Source organism: Thermaurantiacus sp., from assembly GCF_053487655.1.
On record NZ_JBRCLD010000059.1, the window covers coordinates 1 to 17,235 of the forward strand.

Genomic DNA, 17,235 nt, shown 5'->3' on the forward strand with positions numbered 1-17,235 from the left:
ACCCGTGGTGCCGTCGGCCGCTGGAAGATCGGCTTCTTCGGATTGCCCACGAGGCCGGCGTGCCCATCGTCTTCAGCATCCTCGACTATGGTACGAAAACGGTGCGCATCGCCGGCGAACTCATGCCGTCGGGCGATTTCGCGGCGGACTGGCCCACCATCCGCCAGATCTATGAGGGCGCCCTCGGCAAGCACCCCGGCCGGTTCGTGCTCAGTCCCGGAACGGGTCGCGCACGAGGATGGTGTCGTCGCGCTCGGGTGAGGTGGAAACGAGCGCGACCGGGCAGTCGATCAGCTCCTCGATCCGGCGGATATATTTGATGGCCGCAGCTGGAAGCTCGGCCCAGCTGCGGGCGCCCGCCGTGCTCTCAGCCCAGCCTTCGAACTGCTCGTAGATGGGCTCGGCCGCCATGGCATCGCTGATGCGGGCTGGCAGATGGTCGAGCCTGCGCCTGCCGACCTGGTAGCCGACGCAGACCAGAAGCTCGCGGAAGCCATCGAGCACGTCGAGCTTGGTGAGCGCGATCCCGTCGATCCCGGCGACCTGCACTGTCTGGCGGACGAGTGCGGCATCGAACCAGCCGCAGCGGCGCTTGCGCCCTGTCACGGTGCCGAATTCGCGGCCGCGGACCCCGAGCCGCTCGCCAGTCTCATCCTGCAATTCGCTTGGGAACGGGCCCGAGCCGACACGCGTTGTGTAGGCCTTGACGATCCCGAGCGTGTAGGAGAGGGCGCCTGGCCCAAGCCCGGCCCCGGCTGCCGCTGCGCCTGCGACTGTATTCGACGAGGTGACGAAGGGATAGGTGCCGTGGTCGACATCGAGCAGCACCCCTTGCGCGCCTTCGAACAGGATGCGCGCCCGCTGCCGCCGCTTGGTGGCAAGAGTCTGCCACACTGGCGCGGCAAAGGGCAGGATGGCGGGCGCGATGGCCTGGAGCTCGGCGACGAGCGAATCCCGGTCGATCGGCGCCACCCCGAAGCCAGCGCGCAGCGCATTGTGGTGGGCGAGCAGCCGCTCGATCTGCGGCGCGGCCGCAGCAAGATCGGCAAGATCGCACAGCCGGAGCGCCCGGCGCCCCACCTTGTCTTCGTAAGCTGGGCCGATGCCGCGTCGGGTGGTGCCAATGCGGCCGGCGCCGCTTGCATCCTCGCGAAGGGCGTCAAGATCGCGGTGGAAGGGCAGGATGAGCGGGCAGGTCTCGGAAATCTGGAGCTTGTCGGGTGCGATCGAAATGCCCTGGGCAGAGAGCCGCGCGATTTCATCGGCAAGCGCCCAAGGATCGAGCACCACGCCGTTGCCGATGACAGAGAGCGTGCCCCGGACCACGCCCGAGGGCAGCAATGAGAGCTTGTAAGTGGTCTCGCCCACGACCAGCGTGTGCCCAGCATTGTGGCCACCCTGGAAGCGCACTACCACATCGGCCCGCGCCGAGAGCCAGTCGACAATTTTGCCCTTGCCCTCGTCACCCCACTGGGCGCCGATCACCACGACATTGGCCATCAGCCGGCCACCTCCCTGCCATTCCAGCGGTGCGTGCAGCCGAGGCGCTCGGCTGTATCCAGGGGCGAGAGTGCAGCAACCGTCGCATCGCCTGCGGCGCGCAGCCTGGCGCCCACTTCCGGGGGCGTTCCAAGCGGCAGGAACACCCGCCGCCTCAGCGAAACCCCGAGCCCCGCTTCCGCAAGCGGGTCGACATAGAGCGAAAAGCCGACCGCCGGCTCGCGGCTGCCATCGCCGTGGCGGATGCCGTAGGTGCCGCCACGGCCCACCTCCTGGCGCAGCGGGGTGCCGGCCGCTGCGCCGAACAGGGAAAAGCCGAGCCAGCTCTGATATTCGAACCCGTGCCGTTCGGTCGGGTCGATCCGGACTGCGGCGAGGCCGAGCGCTGCACAAAGTTCGCCGGCCCGCTCGACGAGATCGGCAACCGGATCGGCGGGGCTCAGTTCCCGCAGCCGGGCCAGCGCCTCATCCGCGGGCCCGGTGGCATCGAGCAGCGCGGCATAGGCAGACGCCCCGAGGCCGGCAAGCGCGCCGCGGTCCTTGCCATCAAGCGCCCTTGCGACTGCTGCGGGATCAGCGACCGGCCATGGCCCGGCCGCAAGCCGCCCGACGAGGTCTGGAAGCGCCAACTCGACGGTCACGTCTTCAAGGCCGCAGGCTCGGAGTGCCTCGACTGCGACCCGGATGACCTCGACGGCGGCCTCGATGCCATCATCGCCGATGAGTTCGGCACCGGCCTGGGTGCGCTCGCGAGCCGGGTCGAGCTCGCTGCCACGGGCCCGGACGGTTGCTCCGCCATAGGCCAGCCGGAGCGGCCGGGGCTGGCCGGCAAGGCGGGTTGCGGCAATGCGCGCAACTTGCGCTGTTATATCCGGTCGGAGGGCCAGGCCATCGCCGGTCAGCGGATCGACGACCCGGAACAGCCGGGTCGTGCTGGGCATATCGACAAAGCGGCCGAGCTCGGCCTCGCGCTCGGCCAAGGGCGGCTGGACTCGGGCATAGCCATGGGCCGCGACGGTATCGAGCACGGTCCTGAGCAAAGTTGCAACGGCCTCAGCTTCGGGCGGAAGCCGGTCGCGGAAGCCCTCCGGCAGAAGGGCGGGGCGAAGCATCAGAAACCGAGTGCCTTGACCGTGCGAACACCCGGCAGCCGGCACAGCTCCCACATCAAGGGCTCGGGGATCGACTGGTCGACCGAGAGCAGCAGGACAGCTTCTCCGCCGGCATCGCGCCGGCCGAGGTGGAAGGTGCCGATGTTGACTCCGGCATCGCCGAGCAGCGTGCCGAGCCGGCCGATGAAGCCCGGCTTGTCTTCGTTGACGATGTAGAGCATGCGCGGTGCGAAATCCGCCTCGACCTTGATGCCGCCGATCTCGACCAGGCGCGGGGTCGATCCTGCAAAAAGAGTGCCGGCGACTGCGCGCTCGCCGGCGGGCGTGCGCAGAGTGACAGTGAGCAGCGTCTGGTAGTCGGTGTCGCGCTCATGGCGGACTTCGGCGATCTCGATGTTGCGGTCGCGGGCAATGAAGGGCGCGTTCACCATGTTCACGGTGTCGGAGAACTGGCGCATGACACCCGCCACGGCTGCCGCGGTGATGGGCTTGATGTTGAGCTCAGAAGCAGCGCCTTCCGCCTCGACGGTGATGGAGCGGATCTCGGCGCCTTCAAGCTGGCCTGCAAGTGCACCCAGCTTCTCCGCAAGCGACATGTAGGGCCGGAGCCTGGGGGCTTCCTCGCTCGAGACCGAGGGCATGTTGAGTGCATTCTCAATTGCGCCGGTCAGCAGGAAATCGGCCATCTGCTCAGCGACCTGGATCGCGACATTGACTTGTGCTTCCTCGGTTGAGGCGCCGAGATGGGGTGTTGAGACGAAGCCGGGCGTTCCGAACAGCGGCGAGGCGGTTGCCGGCTCCTCCTGGAAAACGTCGAGCGCGGCGCCGGCGATATGGCCGGAATCAAGGAGTTCCTTCAGTGCTGCCTCATCGATAAGGCCGCCGCGGGCGCAGTTGATGATCCGGACCCCCCGCTTGGTCTTCAAGAGATTCTCGCGCGAGAGGATGTTGCGGGTGCTGTCGGTGAGAGGCGTATGCAGCGAGATGAAGTCGGCCCGGGCAAGGAGCTCGTCGAGCGTGACCTTCTCGACGCCCAGATCCTGCGCGCGCTCGGGAGTGAGGAAGGGATCATGGGCGATGACCTTCATGCGGAGGCCATGGGCACGGTCGGCGACAATCCCGCCGATGTTGCCGCAGCCGATGAGGCCAAGCGTCTTGGCGGTGAGCTCCACACCCAGGAAGCGGTTTTTCTCCCACTTGCCGGCCTGGGTTGAGGCATCGGCTTCGGGCAGCTGGCGGGCGAGCGCGAACATGAGTGCAATCGCATGCTCAGCCGTGGTGATGGAGTTGCCGAAGGGCGTGTTCATGACGACGATGCCGCGGGCCGAGGCGGCGGCCACATCGACATTGTCAACGCCGATGCCAGCGCGCCCCACAACCTTGAGGCGGGTGGCAGCAGCAAGGAGATCTGCTGTCACCTTTGTCGAGGAGCGGATCGCAAGCCCGTCATAGTCACCGATGATGGCCTTGAGCTCCTCTTTCGCGAGGCCAGGCTTCTCGTCCACCTCGATCCCGCGCGAGCGGAAGATCTCGGCGGCCTTGGGCGACATCTTGTCGGAAATCAGAACCTTGGGCATTTTCAGCTCCAGCTGCTCGACAGCGCGATCGGGTGGGCAAGCGCCATGGCCAGACCGAAGCCGATCTTGAGCCCGGCATCGACAAGGCCAATACGGCGAAGGGAAATGTGGGACCGGGGCCAGGCCCAGGCCGCATTGGCGACGCAAAGGAGGCCGACAATCCCGATGAGCGGCCCGATGGCGGGCACCATCGGCAGGAAGTGGAGGCCAACGATCAGGATGGCGAGATCGGCGCGGCGCGCATCGGCCGCGAAGCGGCGTCTCGCAAAGGCGATCCCCGCGATCTCGAACAGGATACCGGCGCCGAGTGCAGTCCAATGAAGCAGGTTGGGCTGGCCGAGCGACGGCTTGAGCGCGAGCGCGAAGGTGGCCGCGAGGGCACCGGCGCCGAAGGCGACCACCGTCCAGTGCGCCTCGCGTTTCGTATCCAGCCGCGACACACCGAAGAACAAGCCGGCGCTGACCAGAAAGAAGCCGCCCGCGCGCAGGAGCGGAAAGGGTGCCAGGAGGGAATCCACCGGGTCAGCGCTCGCTTGTGACAGCGTAGGCCCAGTCGAGCCAGGGGCCCAGCGCCTCGATGTCGGCGGTGTCAACCGTTGCGCCACACCAGATCCGAAGCGAGGGCGGCGCATCCCGATAGCCATTGATGTCGAAGGCGACACCCTCTTGCTCGAGAAGGCCTGCGATCGACTTGGGAAGGTCGGCCGGGCCGTCGACCGCGATGCAGACCGACGTGTTGGAGCGAGTCGCCGGGTCGGCGGCGAGATTCCTTGCCCATGGCGTGCGGTCGATCCAGGCTTGCAGGGCTTCGGCATTGGCGTCGGCGCGGGCGTGGAGCGCAGGAAGGCCGCCAATTGACTCCGCCCAGCGCAGCGCATCGAGATAGTCTTCAACGCAGAGCATGGAGGGGGTGTTGATCGTTTCGCCGGCGAAGATGCCCTCGATGAGCTTGCCGCCTTTGACCAGCCGGAAGATCTTCGGCAGCGGCCAAGGCGGGCTCCAGCTTTCAAGCCGCTCGACGGCGCGCGGGGAGAGGATGAGGACTCCATGCGCGCCTTCGCCGCCCAGCACCTTCTGCCAGGAGAAGGTTGTCACATCGAGTTTCGCGAAGGGGAGCGGCTGGGCAAAGGCCGCCGACGTGGCGTCGCAAAGCGTCAGCCCCTCGCGATCCTCGGGGATCCAGTCGCCGTTCGGCACCCGCACGCCAGAAGTGGTGCCGTTCCAGGTGAAGAGGACGTCAGTTGCAAAATCGACCGCCGCGAGATCGGGGAGATGGCCATAGTCCGCGCGCAAGATGGCGGGCGCGAGCTTCAGCTGCTTTGCTGCATCCGTCACCCAGCCCTCGCCGAAGCTTTCCCAAGCAAGGGCAGTGACTGGGCGGGCGCCAAGCAGAGTCCACATCGCCATCTCGAACGCGCCGGTGTCAGAGGCAGGCACGATTCCGATCCGGTAGTCGGCGGGCACCGCGAGCAAGGCGCGTGTGCGCGCGATTGCCTCAGCAAGCCGGCTTTTGCCGATCTTCGCCCGGTGCGAACGGCCGAGACTGTCGGTTGGGAGGCGGGCAAGCTCATAGCCGGGGCGCTTGGCACAGGGGCCAGAGGAGAAATGGGGCCGAGCAGGGCGGAGGGCAGGCGGTTCGGGAGCGCGCGGACAGAGCGCAGCAGCAGTCGTCGTCATGGTCTCTCCTTCCAGAGAGCACGCGCCGCGTTGGGGCGGCGTGGCCCAGGCGCGCCATGGCGGCCGGCGGCTCAGACTGTCAAGGCCTGTGGCTGAACGCTTCCTGCCATGTGCCTCCTGCCATGTGCCTCCTGTGCAATCTGATTGTCTTTTGCCTGGCAGGCCGAACTGGTCCAAGGGGCTGGTAATGACCGATCGTGCTTCAAGAGAGGTTCACACCCTCCGCTCCGCCGCCGTTGATGCCGCCCGCTCTGCCGGCGTGGCGAAGAGCCCGCAAACCGAGCATCCGGCCTATCGCCTCGCCTTCCAGGACCTCGACTTCCTGCTGCGCGAAGACCTGCGTCCAGTCAGGCTCCAGCTCGAGCTCCTGAAGCCCGAGCTCATGCTGGCAGAAGCCGGGATAGCCTCGACCCTCGTCGTCTATGGCTCAGCCCGGATCCCAGCGCCAGAGGCCGCCGCGGCGCTGGTGGCTGCGGCCCGGACTCCGGCCGAGCGGGCAGTTGCCGAGCGGCTGGCAGCCAAGTCCCGCTATTATGACGAGGCGCGCCGGCTTGCTTTCCTTGCCTCTTCGCGTCCGTGCGGGGCGGATGGGCGCCGCGACTTTGTGGTCTGTTCGGGCGGCGGCCCCTCGATCATGGAAGCAGCAAACCGCGGTGCTGCCGATGCCGGGGCGCCCTCGATCGGGCTCAATGTGGTACTGCCGCACGAGCAGCAGCCCAACCCCTATGTGACCCCGGCTTTGAGCTTCCAGTTTCACTATTTCGCCGTCCGCAAGATGCACTTTCTCATGCGGGCGCGGGCGGTTGCGGTCTTTCCCGGAGGCTATGGCACGCTTGATGAGCTGTTCGAGCTCTTGACTCTTGTTCAGACCGGCAAGATGCAGCCCGTGCCGCTTGTGCTGTTCGGCCGCGATTACTGGAGCCGGATCATCAACTTCCCGGCGCTGGCCGAAGAGGGGGTAATCGACCCCAAGGATCTTGATCTCCTCCACATGGTGGAAACGGCCGATGAGGCTTGGGCCCACATCTGTGCAACCGCCAGGGCCGAGGCGGCCGCAACGGTGTGAGGATCAGGTCGCAGCTTGTTCTGTGGCTGGCTCTTCTGCAGGCGCGGCGGCTGCTTCCGGTGCGGCTGCAGGCGGTGCTGGGAGCGGCAGCGGGGAGTCGCTCTTGCTGTTGAGGTAGGCGAGGAGATCGGCGCGTTCCTGCGCCTTGCTGATGCCTGCGAAGGCCATCTTGTTGCCCGGGATTGCCGCCCGTGGGTTCTTGAGCCATTCGGAAAGACTTGCCCAGTCCCAGCGCTTGTCTGCGAGGGCCTGGAGGGCAGGGGAATAGCCGAACCCGGCGATATGGGCGTGCTTGGCGCCGACAATGCCGTAGAGATTGGGGCCGATGCCATTGGCTCCGCCCTTGTCGATCGAGTGGCAGGCCGCGCATTTCTTGAACGCGGCCTCGCCGCGCGCTGGGTCGGCCGAGGCGAGCAAAAGCTCGATCGGCGGCTCGCCAGCCTCTGCAGCTGGGGCTTCCTCGGCTTCGGCAACGACTCCCTCAACGACGAAACCCCGCTTGGCTGGCACCGCAGGCGTGTAGATGTAGCCGGTGAGGATCGAGAGCCCGAGCACAGCAATGAGCGCTGTCAGAACAGCGCCGGAAATGCGAGTCCACTCGTAGCTGTCCAAGATTTGCTCCCATGACGCCTGCGCAACCTGACGCTGCGCGAGTCCACAAGAAAGCGGCCGGAAACCCGGCCGCACGCGTGCTCCTAGAGACCAAGGGGCGGCTTGGCAACTAGAACCGGGCCCTCCTGGTCGCGCAGCGCTGTCGCAGCTCCAAGGCATGGGAGTTGCTGGTCCGGGCCGGGATTGGCGGCCGGAGGCTGCCTGCGGGAATGATTGACCCGGCGGTCGGCTGCCGCCATGCGCCAGCGCCGATGGACAGCTATCCACCCCCGGCGCGCGATCTTGTGGCTGCGATGCGCACGGCAGCGCTCGCCGCGCCGGACCGCGCCATCGCCTTCCAGGGGGCACCTGGCGCCTATTCGCACCAGGCGGTGCGCCAGTTCGATGCCGCAGCGCCGCCGCTGCCCTGTTTCAGCTTCGAGGACGCAATCCAGGCCGTAATCGACGGCGAGGCAGGGCAGGCCGCAATTCCTGTGGAGAACAGCTTGCACGGGCGTGTTGCGGACGTGCATTTCCTGCTTCCTGAAAGCGGACTTGCAATCGTTGGCGAAACTTTCGTCAAGGTCGAGCATTGCCTGCTTGCCCGGCCTGGCGTTGCAAGTGCTGAACTGCGCGAGGTGCTCTCCCACCCCCAGGCGCTCGGACAATGCCGCCGGCGGCTGAAGGCGCTCGGGCTCCGCCCTGTCCCTTTCGCTGACACTGCGGCGGCGGCTGCGGAAATCATGGCGCGCGACGAGCGCCACCTCGGTGCACTCGCGTCCGCGCTGGCAGCGGAGCTCTATGGCTGCTGCGTCCTTGCGGACAACTTGCAAGACGCCGACCACAACCGGACTCGCTTCTTGCTCTTGGCGCGCGCGCCACTCGCACTGCCGCTTGCCGGGCCAGCCAAGACGACCCTTGCCTTTGAAGTCAAGAATATCCCGGCAGCGCTCTTCAAGGCGCTCGGCGGCTTTGCCACCAATGGAGTCAATCTCTCGCGGCTGGAAAGCCATGTTTCCGGTGGCTCGTTCACGGCTGCCCAGTTTCTCATCGACATCGAGGGAACACCGGATGCGCCTGCTGTTGCACGCGCGCTTGAGGAACTCGCCTTCCATTCGAAGTGGGTCCGGATGCTCGGCTGCTACCCTGCTGCTGCCGACTGGGAGGAGAGCTAAACGAAAGCCCAGCGTGGCCGTTCCGGTGGGTGTGAAGGCGTTCTTGGCATGGGTCCCAATCCGGAAGCTTGCGCTCTCTGCGGCGGGCTTGTGCCTTCCTGAACCCTTGCCATGAGCTTCCAGTTCAAGCCGCCGGTTGCTGCGGCCCATGCCGTCAGCTGGCGCGACCTATTCACTATCGGGCCCGAGCATGACCCCTTCTGGTCGCGCGTGCGGGCAACGCAGCTCGATTTTCTTGCCCGCTATCTTCCCTTCACGCTTGCCGTTGCGATCGGCAATACCAGCGTGGTGCTGGCCGCGCTGGCCCACAAGGCGCCAACCGACATCCTCGTCTTCTGGATGCTGGTCCAGACCGGGATGAGTGTCCACTTCGTCTGGCGCCAGCTCAAAGAGGCGCGCAGCGGTCGGCAGACCCCGGCCACCCGGCGCTACACGGTGCAAGTGATGCTCGAGATGGGCCTCGTCGGCACGGCGTGGGGCCTGCTGTTTGCTGCCATGCTTCCCGGGCTTGATGCGGCCCAGCTTGCCCTCGTGGTGGGAATGACGCTCGTCGGCATTGGCACCACAGCTTACGCAACGGCCGTCTTTCCGCTGGGGGCACTCGCCCTCTCTGGGCCGATCGCGGCTGGGACTGCGCTTGGCGTCATGCGCTCAGACTGGCCATTCAGCACCTTCATCCTCCTCATCTTGCTCGCCTTTCTCCTGGTGATTGTGAGGGGCAATGCGCTCACCACCTTCGCCTTCATCGCCCGTCTCCGGACTCAGGAGCGGCTGGTGGAGCAGGAGGAAGTGGTTCGCCTGCTCTTGAACGAGTTCGAGGCCAATGGCAGCGACTGGCTGTTCGAATTCGACCAGCGCCGCCATCTGACCTTCGTTTCCAATCGCTTCGCCGAGGCCGCCAATTCGACTGTCGAGGCCCTGCTCGGGCGCAACTGGCTTTCGCTTTTCACTGACCGCCGCAGCGCAGCGCCTCTCTTTCGGGCCGTGGTGCGCCGTGAACCTTTCCGCGATGTCGTAGTCCGGGTCCGTGTCGCTGACCAGGATCGCTTCTGGTCACTCTCGGGCACGCCGAAGTTCGATGCGGATGGCGCCTACCGGGGCTATCGCGGAGTTGGATCGGACATCACCGACCGCCAGAAGAGCGCCGAGCGGATTGTCGAGCTTGCAACCTTTGATTCGCTGACTGGGCTCGTCAATCGCCGGATCATTCACACCGCCATTGCCGATGGGCTGCAGGGGCCGACTGGCGTTGCCCTGCTCTTCGTTGATCTTGATCGCTTCAAGGTGGTCAATGACAGTCTCGGCCATTCCGCCGGCGACCAGCTTCTCGCCGAGGTGGCGGCGCGCTTGCGTGCGGTCGTTGGCTCCGCAGGGCAGGTGGGTCGGCTCGGGGGCGACGAATTTGCTGTCGTCCTCCGCTCTTCGGATGCCGCCGCCGCGACGCTGCTTGGCGAGCAGCTGATTGGCGAGCTGTCGCGGCCGTTTGCGCTCGCCGGCTCGGAGGCGCGTGTGGGAGCGAGTGTCGGCCTTGCCATCGGCCCGGAGGATGGCAATAGCGTCGAGGCCCTCATGCGCGCAGCTGACCTTGCGCTCTATGACGTCAAAGGGAAGGGCCGCGGCAGCGTGCGCCGCTATGACCGCGAGATGCACGCACGCGCCGAAGCCCGGCGGGCGCTTGAGCTCGACTTGCGCTCAGCGCTCGAGCGCAATGAGATCAGCCTCATGTTCCAGCCGATTGTCGATGCGCTGGATGAGCGCGTGGTGGGGTTTGAGGCGCTGATGCGCTGGCGCCACCCGCGCGAAGGCGAAATCTCGCCTGCGGTCTTCATTCCCATCGCCGAGGATATCGGGATGATCGGGGCCCTGGGCCAGTTCGCGCTCGATGAGGCGCTGCGGGCCGCCGCCCGCTGGCCCCGCCACATCAAGGTCTCCGTCAACCTGTCGTCGCTTCAGTTCGACCAGCCCAATCTGGTGGAGGAGATTGCCGCCGCGCTGCGGCGACACGGAGTGGAGCCGCGCCGGCTCGAGCTCGAGCTCACCGAAAGCGTGTTCCTCGACCAGCGCGAGAGCACAGTCCAGACACTCGCGCGGCTGCGGGAAATGGGCGTCGGTTTCGCGCTCGACGACTTCGGGACCGGCTATTCCTCGCTCGGCTATCTCCAGAAGGTGGAGTTCAACCGGATCAAGATCGACCAGAGCTTCGTGCGCGCCTCGGTGCAGGATGGCAGCGAGTCGACGGCCATCATCCAGGCCATCATTGCGCTTGCTGACCGCCTTGGCATGGAAACGACTGCGGAAGGGACCGAGACTCGCGCCGAGTTCGAGGCGATGCGGCGGCTCGGCTGTGCCCAGATCCAGGGCTTCTACTTCGGCCGCCCGATGTCGAGCGAGGATGCGATGCGGCACCTTGCGCGTTCTGAGCCCCTGCTTTCTGTCGAGGAGACGGGGGCCGACGCGCTTGATTTCGATCTTGACGAGCCTTCCTCTAGCCCGCCACGAACCGGCGGAGCAGAGTGTGGGCAAGTGCGAGCGGCGGCGGCGCCGACCATGGCCCCGCATTCCTGAGAACGGCGGCGACTTCCTCCCGGTCGGCCCAGCGGGCGGCTTCAATTTCCGTCGCGTCAAGACGAAGCTCGAAGCTTTCAGCAGCAGCCATGGCGCCGATCATCAAGCTCGAGGGAAAGGGCCAGGGCTGGCTTGCAACATAGCGCACTGCCCCTACACGGAGTCCGACCTCTTCCCACAATTCCCGCCTGACGGCTTCTTCGAGCGACTCGCCGGCCTCAACGAAGCCCGCAAGTGCGGAATAGAAACCGGGCGGGAAGCCCTTCTGCCGCCCGACAAGCACCATCCCCTTGCATTCGGCGAGCATGAGGACAACCGGGTCGACGCGCGGAAAATGCTCAGCGCCGCAAGCCCCGCATTGCCTCGCCCATCCGGCCTTCGCCATGGCCGTCGGTGTTCCGCAATTGGCGCAGAAACCGTGGCGGCGATGCCAGTCGAGGAGCGAGCGTGCCTGAGCAACGATTGCCGCCTCAGAGCCGGGCAGGCGAGCGCCGGCAGCGCGCGCGTCCGTTGCAACACCGGGAAGGGTATCAGCAGGGCCATCGACGGCGAAATGAGGCCGGCCCTCTTCATCGAGCCCGAGGAACACGGTGGTGCCCGCCGGTGCTTCCCCGCGCCTGACCCAGAGCAGCCGATCGCCATCTGGTGAAAGCAGCGGCTTCAGCCGGTCAACAATCAGGAAACGCGCTTGCGGATGCATGCGCGCTGCCTGCATTGCCGCTTCGTCACGCCGGAGATGGTCCGCCCGGTCGAGGCAGCCGCCCGTAAACCCGGGCGCATCCTGGTTTGCCCTCATTGCGTTCCCCTTGCGAGCGGTTGAGCAACTGCCACGGCTTTCTGAAAAAGGGTGGGGAGCCCGGCGACCTGGTCTAGAGGAATCCAAAGCACATCCTCGACGAACGTGCGCGGCCGGTCGATGGAGATGGCGGCAATGGCGAGATGCAGTTCGAAGTGGGTGAAGCCGTGGACAACCGGCGCGCTTGCCCAGCGCCAGGCGCCGGGGAAGGGGAGGCTTGGCAGCGCGTCTGCCCCCCAGGCTGTGCCCGGAAGCGCAAGCAGGCCGCCAAGAAGCCCGCGTGGCGGCCGCCGGATGAGCGCGACCTTGCCTCTTGCTTCCACGAACCACGCGGTTCCGAACCGGCGCGGCCGCGGCCGCTTCGCCGGGCGCCTTGGCAGGGCATCGGTTTGGCCCTGGTGCCGGGCGACGCAGAGGTCGCACAGCGGGCAGGAGTCACAGCGGGGCGCGCGTGGGCGGCAGATCATGGCGCCAAGGTCCATCAGTGCCTGGGCGAAATCGCCTGGCCGGCAAGCTGGCACGAGCGGCTGAAACGCCTTGCCAACCGCACTCTCCAGCACCGACCCGGCCACATCGAGCCCGAACAGCCGTGCACCCACGCGAGCGAGATTGGCATCCACGGGCACGGCAGGCTGACCGAAGGCAAGGGCTGCAATGGCAGCTGCCGTATAGGGCCCTATTCCGGGCAGAGCCCGCAGCTCCGCCTCGGTTCGAGGGAAGTGGCCGCCGGCGGCGGCGATCTTCTGGGCACAGGCCAAGAGGTTGCGGGCGCGAGCATAGTAGCCAAGACCGGCCCAGGCAGCGAGGACGTCCGCAGGATCTGCAGCTGCAAGCGCCAGGACGGTTGGCCACCGCGCAACGAAGCGATGGAAGTAGCCAGCAGCTGCCTCAACGCTCGTCTGCTGGAGCATCACTTCCGCAAGCCAGACGCGGTAAGGGTCTGGTTGGGTGGTTGAACCTGGCGGCTGCCGCCACGGCAGCTCCCGTGCGTTGGCGTCATACCAGGCAAGCAGACGAGAAGCGGCGGGGTGAGCTTCAGCACGCGGGGTCTCGACGGGCACAGCCGCGCTCTGGCACAGCAGTTCCAGATGCGAAAGCGCGCGAACGAGGAAAGTCCCCCCCAGCGCCAGGGCCAGCCGAGACCGGTTGGCGACCTGCTCGGCGGCGCTGGTGCACGCGCCTTCCGGCGGTTTGGTTTTGCACAAGGGCAGCTTGTTGCCCGCTGGCGCGACATCGTCGGCCCCAGCTTGGCACGCTGGTCTGTGCCGGAGAGCCTGCGCCCGGCCCGCGGCCGCGGCGCGAGCGAAGGAGCAACGCTTGTCGTTCGAGTCGAAGGGCCTTTCGCGCTCCAGCTGCAGCATGCCGAGCCAGTGATTCGCGAGCGCTGCAACCGGATTCTCGGCTATATGGCTGTCGGTCGGATCCGGCTGGTGCAAGGGCCGGTCTGCGTTGCATCCGACCGATCGGACAGGAGGGAAGAAGCGCCGCCTGCACTGGAACCGGGCCCGTCGCTGCGGTCAATTGCGGATCCTGGCCTGCGCTCGGCGCTTGAGGACCTGGCGCGGGCGGTTGCCTGCAGCCGCGGTCCCCCGAGGATTGGCTGAGTGGACGCGTGCCTGGTCTTGAACAGTTGCAGCTGCACCGCACTGGGGCTATTTGATTGCGGAGCAATTCTGTCAGAGTTTGGGTGCGCTGCGCGATCGGGAGTGATGGGCCATGCCGATGACCGGAGAGGAGATTGTGCGCCGGATCCAGCGTGCGCTTCCTGATGCCGAAGTCGAGCTGGTCGACTTCGGGGGGGATAATGACCATTGGGAAGCAACCGTTGTGTCTTCTGCCTTTGCTGGCCTTTCGCGCGTGCGGCAGCACCGGCTGGTCTATGAGGCGATTGGAACCGATATGGGCCAGGCGCTGCACGCGCTTCGCCTTACAACAAAGCCGCGCGAGGCTTGACGGGCGCAGGGCACAGGCAGAAAGGCGTTGTCATGGACGCAGTGGGTGAGCGGATTGCGCAGATTCTGGCGCAGAACGATGTCGTGCTTTTCATGAAGGGCACGCGCGACTTTCCGCAATGCGGCTTCTCAAGCCGTGCAGTGGCCATTCTCGATCATCTCGACGTCCCCTTCCGGGATGTGGATGTGCTGCAAGATCCGGAGATTCGGCAGGGGATCAAGACCTTCAGTGACTGGCCGACGATCCCGCAGCTTTATGTGAAGGGCGAGTTCATTGGCGGCTCGGACATCATGATGGAGATGTTCGAGGCTGGCGAGCTTCAGGCACTTCTCGCCGAAACCGGCATCTCTTCCGCCGAATAGGCGGAAATGGTGGTAGCAGGGGGACCGCAGCTTTCCGACGTCTTGCCCGGGGTGCGTGACTGTCTGCGCCGCGAAGGTTGGGCGATTGCGCCTGTCGCGGGGGCATTGCTGGTGCTTCCGCTTCTACTTCTTTTGCGGGCGATCGGCCTTGATCTTCTCGATCCTAAGGCGGAAGTGGATGAGCCCAACGTGGGAGTGGCTCTGCTTTTTCTCCCCGTGCTTGCGCTCAGCATCCTCGCCCAGCTGTTTGTGACAGCGCTTGCGATCGGGCAGGCAGGCGAGACGGTCGGTGCCTTGCTTGGTCGTCTTTTGCCGAAGGTGCCGCAAGGCTTCCTCATCGGCTTCGCGCAGGCGCTGCCAGTATCGCTTGGTCTGCAGACGATGGCGTTGGCCCAGCCGGGCCTTGCCCTTGTGGGCGCGGGCGTTGCTGGCCTTGGCTTCTATGTCTTTGCTCGCCTGCTTCTCGCGCTGCCTGCGCTTATCGCTGAGGGGGAGGGCATTGTTGCTGCCCTGCAGCGGAGCTGGCAGCTGACGAGCGGGCGGAGCCTTGGCGTCATCGCGCTGCTGCTTGGGCTTCTCGTCAGCTTCTTCCTGATGGCAGTGCTGCTCATTGCTGTGGCCGCGCCGATCGCTGCCATTGCAACGCTCGTGCTTGGCAATCCCGCGAGTGGATGGGGAGCTGCCCAGTGGGTCAATGGCCTGATGCTCGCCCTGCTCCAGGCGAGTCTTACCATTCTCCTTGCACTGGTTGCCGGCCAGACCTACCGGGTGCTTGCTCGCTAGCCATCAGTCCCAGCGGGCTTCGGGAGGAAGGCTCATCAGGATTGCATCAGTATTGCCGCCGGTCCTCAGGCCAAAAACGGTGCCGCGGTCATAGACGAGGTTGAATTCAGCATAGAGGCCGCGGTAGCGCAGGAGTGCAAGGCGTGCCTCTGCATCCCACGGCTCGGCCATGCGCCGGCGCACGATCTTGGGAAAGATGCGGACGAAGGTTTCGCCCACTGCCCGCGTGAAGGCGAAATTGGCCTCGAACGCAGCATCATCTGGGCATTCGAGATAGTCGTAGAAGATGCCGCCCACGCCGCGGGGGCGGTTGCGATGGGGAATGAAGAAATAGCTCTCGCACCATTTTGAGAAGCGGTTCCAATGGTCCTCGCCATGGGCGTCGCAGGTCGCCTTGAACGCGGCGTGGAAATCGGCCGTATCTTCGGCGCGGGGCAGGGCAGGGTTGAGGTCAGCGCCGCCGCCGAACCAGGATTTCGTCGTCACCAGAAAGCGCGTGTTCATGTGAACGGCGGGGACATTGGGATTGGCCATGTGGGCAACCAGGCTGATCCCGGTTGCAAAGAAGCTGGGGTCGTCCTCGGCGCCGGGAATTGTCTTTGCGAAGTCATCCGGGAAGCGGCCGTGAACAGTTGAGATATTGACACCGACCTTCTCGAAGACGCGGCCCTTCATGATCCCCATCGTGCCGCCGCCGCCGGGCTCGCCGGTTGCGTCGGTCCTTGTCCATTCCCGAGTCTGGAACCGGCCCGGTGCGGCTGGTGCTCCAGGCAGCACGGGGATGTCTGCACTCTCCGCTTCGATCGCCTCAAAGGCTGTGAAAATCTGGTCTCGAAGGGTCCTAAACCAGGCGCTGGCGCGCGCCTTTCTGGTTTCTGTGTCCATGCTGTGGGTCTTGCCCGCAGTTTGGGCACCTTGCAAGCTGAGTTGCCCTCCCCCTTGCCGACGGCAAGCCGCAGCGGCAAGGACCGGCCAGCCGCAGAAAAGGGGCATCCATGACCCTCTACCGCACCCCCGACAGCCATTTCCGCAACCTCGAGGACTGGTCCTATACGCCAGCCTTTACCGATATTCCCCTGATGCCTTTCGGCCTGGTGCGCACGGCCCACTATTCGGATGGGCCGGCAGACGGCCCCATTGTTCTGCTGCTGCACGGCGAGCCGACCTGGGCCTATCTCTACCGCAAGATGATGCCGCTTCTGGTCGCCGCAGGTGCACGCGTGGTCGCACCCGATCTCTTCGGTTTTGGCCAGTCTGACAAGCCGGTGCACGCCAACCAGCTCACCTACGAACTCCTGGTCTCCTGGCTTGTCCAGTGGTTTGACGCCCAGAACCTCCTCGACGTCACGCTCTTCTGCCAGGACTGGGGTGGCCTTCTTGGCTTGCGCCTGGTTGCTGCGCGGCCAGGCCGGTTTGCACGCGTCGTTGCCTCCAACACCTTCCTGCCCGATGGGGACCGTGCACCCACAGAGGCCTTCTTGCGCTGGCGGGCCTATAGCCAGCGCGTGGAGGTCTTCGATTGTGGCGGAATCGTCCACCAGGCAACAGCGCGTGGAATTTCAGCTGGAGCAAGAGCCGCCTACAATGCTCCGTTTCCAGATGAGCGCAGCAAGGCGGCTGCCAGGCGGCTTCCCGTACTCGTGCCGCTGCGGCCTGAGGACCCGGCTGCCCAGGCCAACCGGCTGGCTTGGCAAACGCTTGCCCAGTTCGAACGGCCCTTCCTTACCCTTTTCAGCGACAGCGACCCAGTGACTGCGCCCTATGCAACGCTGTTCCAGCAGCGCATCGCCGGGGCCGAAGGCCAGCCCCATGCCATTGTCCGGCAAGCGGGTCATTTTATTCAGGAAGATGCCGGCGAAGAACTGGCCCGCCACATCCTCGCCTTCATGGGCTTGAAGGCCGATGCCTGAGGCGGCTGCTTGACAGGCCCCGGGCCCCACCATATGCCCCCGCTTCCCTCGCGCGGGTGTAGCTCAGTCGGTTAGAGCGCCGGCCTGTCACGCCGGAGGTCGCGGGTTCGAGCCCCGTCACTCGCGCCAGGGTTGCGGCCCGCTTTTGGCTGAGCCGGGGGTGGGCGG

18 protein-coding genes and 1 tRNA gene are annotated in these 17,235 nt (G+C 65.9%); 9 read left to right on the forward strand and 10 right to left on the reverse strand.

Annotated features, from left to right (window positions below):
• From ACWIQA_RS06480 to ACWIQA_RS06505, 6 genes are all read right to left on the reverse strand, one after another.
• The coding region (locus ACWIQA_RS06480) for a hypothetical protein (RefSeq protein WP_448582252.1) at positions 1 to 194 on the reverse strand (194 nt) is incomplete at its 3' end.
• A 16-nt stretch (positions 195 to 210) separates the two neighbouring features.
• On the reverse strand, positions 211 to 1,500 hold the full coding sequence (locus tag ACWIQA_RS06485; protein ID WP_448582253.1) for an adenylosuccinate synthase: 1,290 nt from the start codon (positions 1,498 to 1,500) through the stop codon (positions 211 to 213).
• Positions 1,500 to 2,612, reverse strand: a complete 1,113-nt coding sequence (locus ACWIQA_RS06490) for an ATP phosphoribosyltransferase regulatory subunit (RefSeq protein ID WP_448582254.1) — start codon at positions 2,610 to 2,612, stop codon at positions 1,500 to 1,502. Before ACWIQA_RS06490 ends, ACWIQA_RS06485 begins: the two co-directional genes overlap by 1 nt.
• A complete protein-coding gene (serA, locus tag ACWIQA_RS06495) occupies positions 2,612 to 4,189 on the reverse strand; it encodes a phosphoglycerate dehydrogenase (RefSeq protein WP_448582255.1) in 1,578 nt (525 codons plus the stop codon). The genes ACWIQA_RS06490 and serA overlap by 1 nt, the downstream gene beginning before the upstream one ends.
• Positions 4,190 to 4,191: 2 nt before the next feature.
• Complete coding sequence (locus ACWIQA_RS06500; RefSeq protein ID WP_448582256.1) at positions 4,192 to 4,707, reverse strand: DUF6609 family protein; 516 nt, start codon at positions 4,705 to 4,707, stop codon at positions 4,192 to 4,194.
• A 4-nt stretch (positions 4,708 to 4,711) separates the two neighbouring features.
• A complete protein-coding gene (locus ACWIQA_RS06505) occupies positions 4,712 to 5,866 on the reverse strand; it encodes a phosphoserine transaminase (protein WP_448582257.1) in 1,155 nt (384 codons plus the stop codon).
• 187 nt (positions 5,867 to 6,053) lie between these two features.
• Here ACWIQA_RS06505 and ACWIQA_RS06510 point away from each other — a divergent pair, with 187 nt between their 5' ends.
• On the forward strand, positions 6,054 to 6,932 hold the full coding sequence (locus ACWIQA_RS06510; protein ID WP_448582258.1) for an LOG family protein: 879 nt from the start codon (positions 6,054 to 6,056) through the stop codon (positions 6,930 to 6,932).
• 3 nt (positions 6,933 to 6,935) lie between these two features.
• Here ACWIQA_RS06510 and ACWIQA_RS06515 read toward each other — a convergent pair whose 3' ends face one another.
• Positions 6,936 to 7,544, reverse strand: a complete 609-nt coding sequence (locus ACWIQA_RS06515) for a c-type cytochrome (protein ID WP_448582259.1) — start codon at positions 7,542 to 7,544, stop codon at positions 6,936 to 6,938.
• A gap of 251 nt (positions 7,545 to 7,795) precedes the next feature.
• On the opposite strand from ACWIQA_RS06515, the gene ACWIQA_RS06520 reads away from it, so the two are divergent.
• Together ACWIQA_RS06520 and ACWIQA_RS06525 are read left to right on the forward strand one after the other, a co-directional pair.
• Positions 7,796 to 8,698: a prephenate dehydratase gene (locus tag ACWIQA_RS06520; protein ID WP_448582260.1), complete on the forward strand. Its 903-nt coding sequence runs from the start codon at positions 7,796 to 7,798 to the stop codon at positions 8,696 to 8,698.
• A 111-nt stretch (positions 8,699 to 8,809) separates the two neighbouring features.
• Entirely contained in the window at positions 8,810 to 11,263 is a 2,454-nt protein-coding gene (locus ACWIQA_RS06525) for a putative bifunctional diguanylate cyclase/phosphodiesterase (RefSeq protein ID WP_448582261.1), read from the forward strand.
• On the opposite strand, the gene nudC is transcribed toward ACWIQA_RS06525, so the two are convergent.
• Both nudC and ACWIQA_RS06535 read right to left on the reverse strand, forming a co-directional pair.
• Positions 11,184 to 12,059 (reverse strand): NAD(+) diphosphatase, encoded by an 876-nt coding sequence (gene nudC / locus ACWIQA_RS06530; RefSeq protein WP_448582262.1) that lies wholly within the window; start codon positions 12,057 to 12,059, stop codon positions 11,184 to 11,186. The genes ACWIQA_RS06525 and nudC overlap by 80 nt on opposite strands.
• A complete protein-coding gene (locus ACWIQA_RS06535; RefSeq protein WP_448582263.1) occupies positions 12,056 to 13,120 on the reverse strand; it encodes an A/G-specific adenine glycosylase in 1,065 nt (354 codons plus the stop codon). Before ACWIQA_RS06535 ends, nudC begins: the two co-directional genes overlap by 4 nt.
• Positions 13,121 to 13,147: 27 nt before the next feature.
• Here ACWIQA_RS06535 and ACWIQA_RS06540 point away from each other — a divergent pair, with 27 nt between their 5' ends.
• The 4 genes from ACWIQA_RS06540 (at position 13,148) to ACWIQA_RS06555 (ending at position 15,157) form a co-directional block, all read left to right on the forward strand.
• The gene (locus tag ACWIQA_RS06540) at positions 13,148 to 13,663 is read left to right on the forward strand and encodes a DUF721 domain-containing protein (RefSeq protein ID WP_448582264.1); all 516 of its coding nucleotides are present in this window, start codon (positions 13,148 to 13,150) and stop codon (positions 13,661 to 13,663) included.
• A gap of 112 nt (positions 13,664 to 13,775) precedes the next feature.
• The gene (locus ACWIQA_RS06545; RefSeq protein WP_448582265.1) at positions 13,776 to 14,012 is read left to right on the forward strand and encodes a BolA/IbaG family iron-sulfur metabolism protein; all 237 of its coding nucleotides are present in this window, start codon (positions 13,776 to 13,778) and stop codon (positions 14,010 to 14,012) included.
• A 32-nt stretch (positions 14,013 to 14,044) separates the two neighbouring features.
• Positions 14,045 to 14,374 (forward strand): Grx4 family monothiol glutaredoxin, encoded by a 330-nt coding sequence (gene grxD, locus ACWIQA_RS06550; RefSeq protein WP_448582266.1) that lies wholly within the window; start codon positions 14,045 to 14,047, stop codon positions 14,372 to 14,374.
• Positions 14,375 to 14,485: 111 nt separating this feature from the next.
• Positions 14,486 to 15,157 (forward strand): glycerophosphoryl diester phosphodiesterase membrane domain-containing protein, encoded by a 672-nt coding sequence (locus ACWIQA_RS06555; protein ID WP_448582267.1) that lies wholly within the window; start codon positions 14,486 to 14,488, stop codon positions 15,155 to 15,157.
• Between the two features lie 3 nt (positions 15,158 to 15,160).
• Here the strand turns inward: ACWIQA_RS06555 and hemF are convergent, their stop codons facing one another.
• On the reverse strand, positions 15,161 to 16,042 hold the full coding sequence (gene hemF, locus ACWIQA_RS06560; protein ID WP_448582268.1) for an oxygen-dependent coproporphyrinogen oxidase: 882 nt from the start codon (positions 16,040 to 16,042) through the stop codon (positions 15,161 to 15,163).
• A gap of 110 nt (positions 16,043 to 16,152) precedes the next feature.
• Here hemF and ACWIQA_RS06565 point away from each other — a divergent pair, with 110 nt between their 5' ends.
• On the forward strand, positions 16,153 to 17,067 hold the full coding sequence (locus tag ACWIQA_RS06565; protein ID WP_448582269.1) for a haloalkane dehalogenase: 915 nt from the start codon (positions 16,153 to 16,155) through the stop codon (positions 17,065 to 17,067).
• Between the two features lie 52 nt (positions 17,068 to 17,119).
• Positions 17,120 to 17,196, forward strand: a tRNA-Asp gene (locus tag ACWIQA_RS06570).
• Positions 17,197 to 17,235 lie beyond the last annotated feature (39 nt).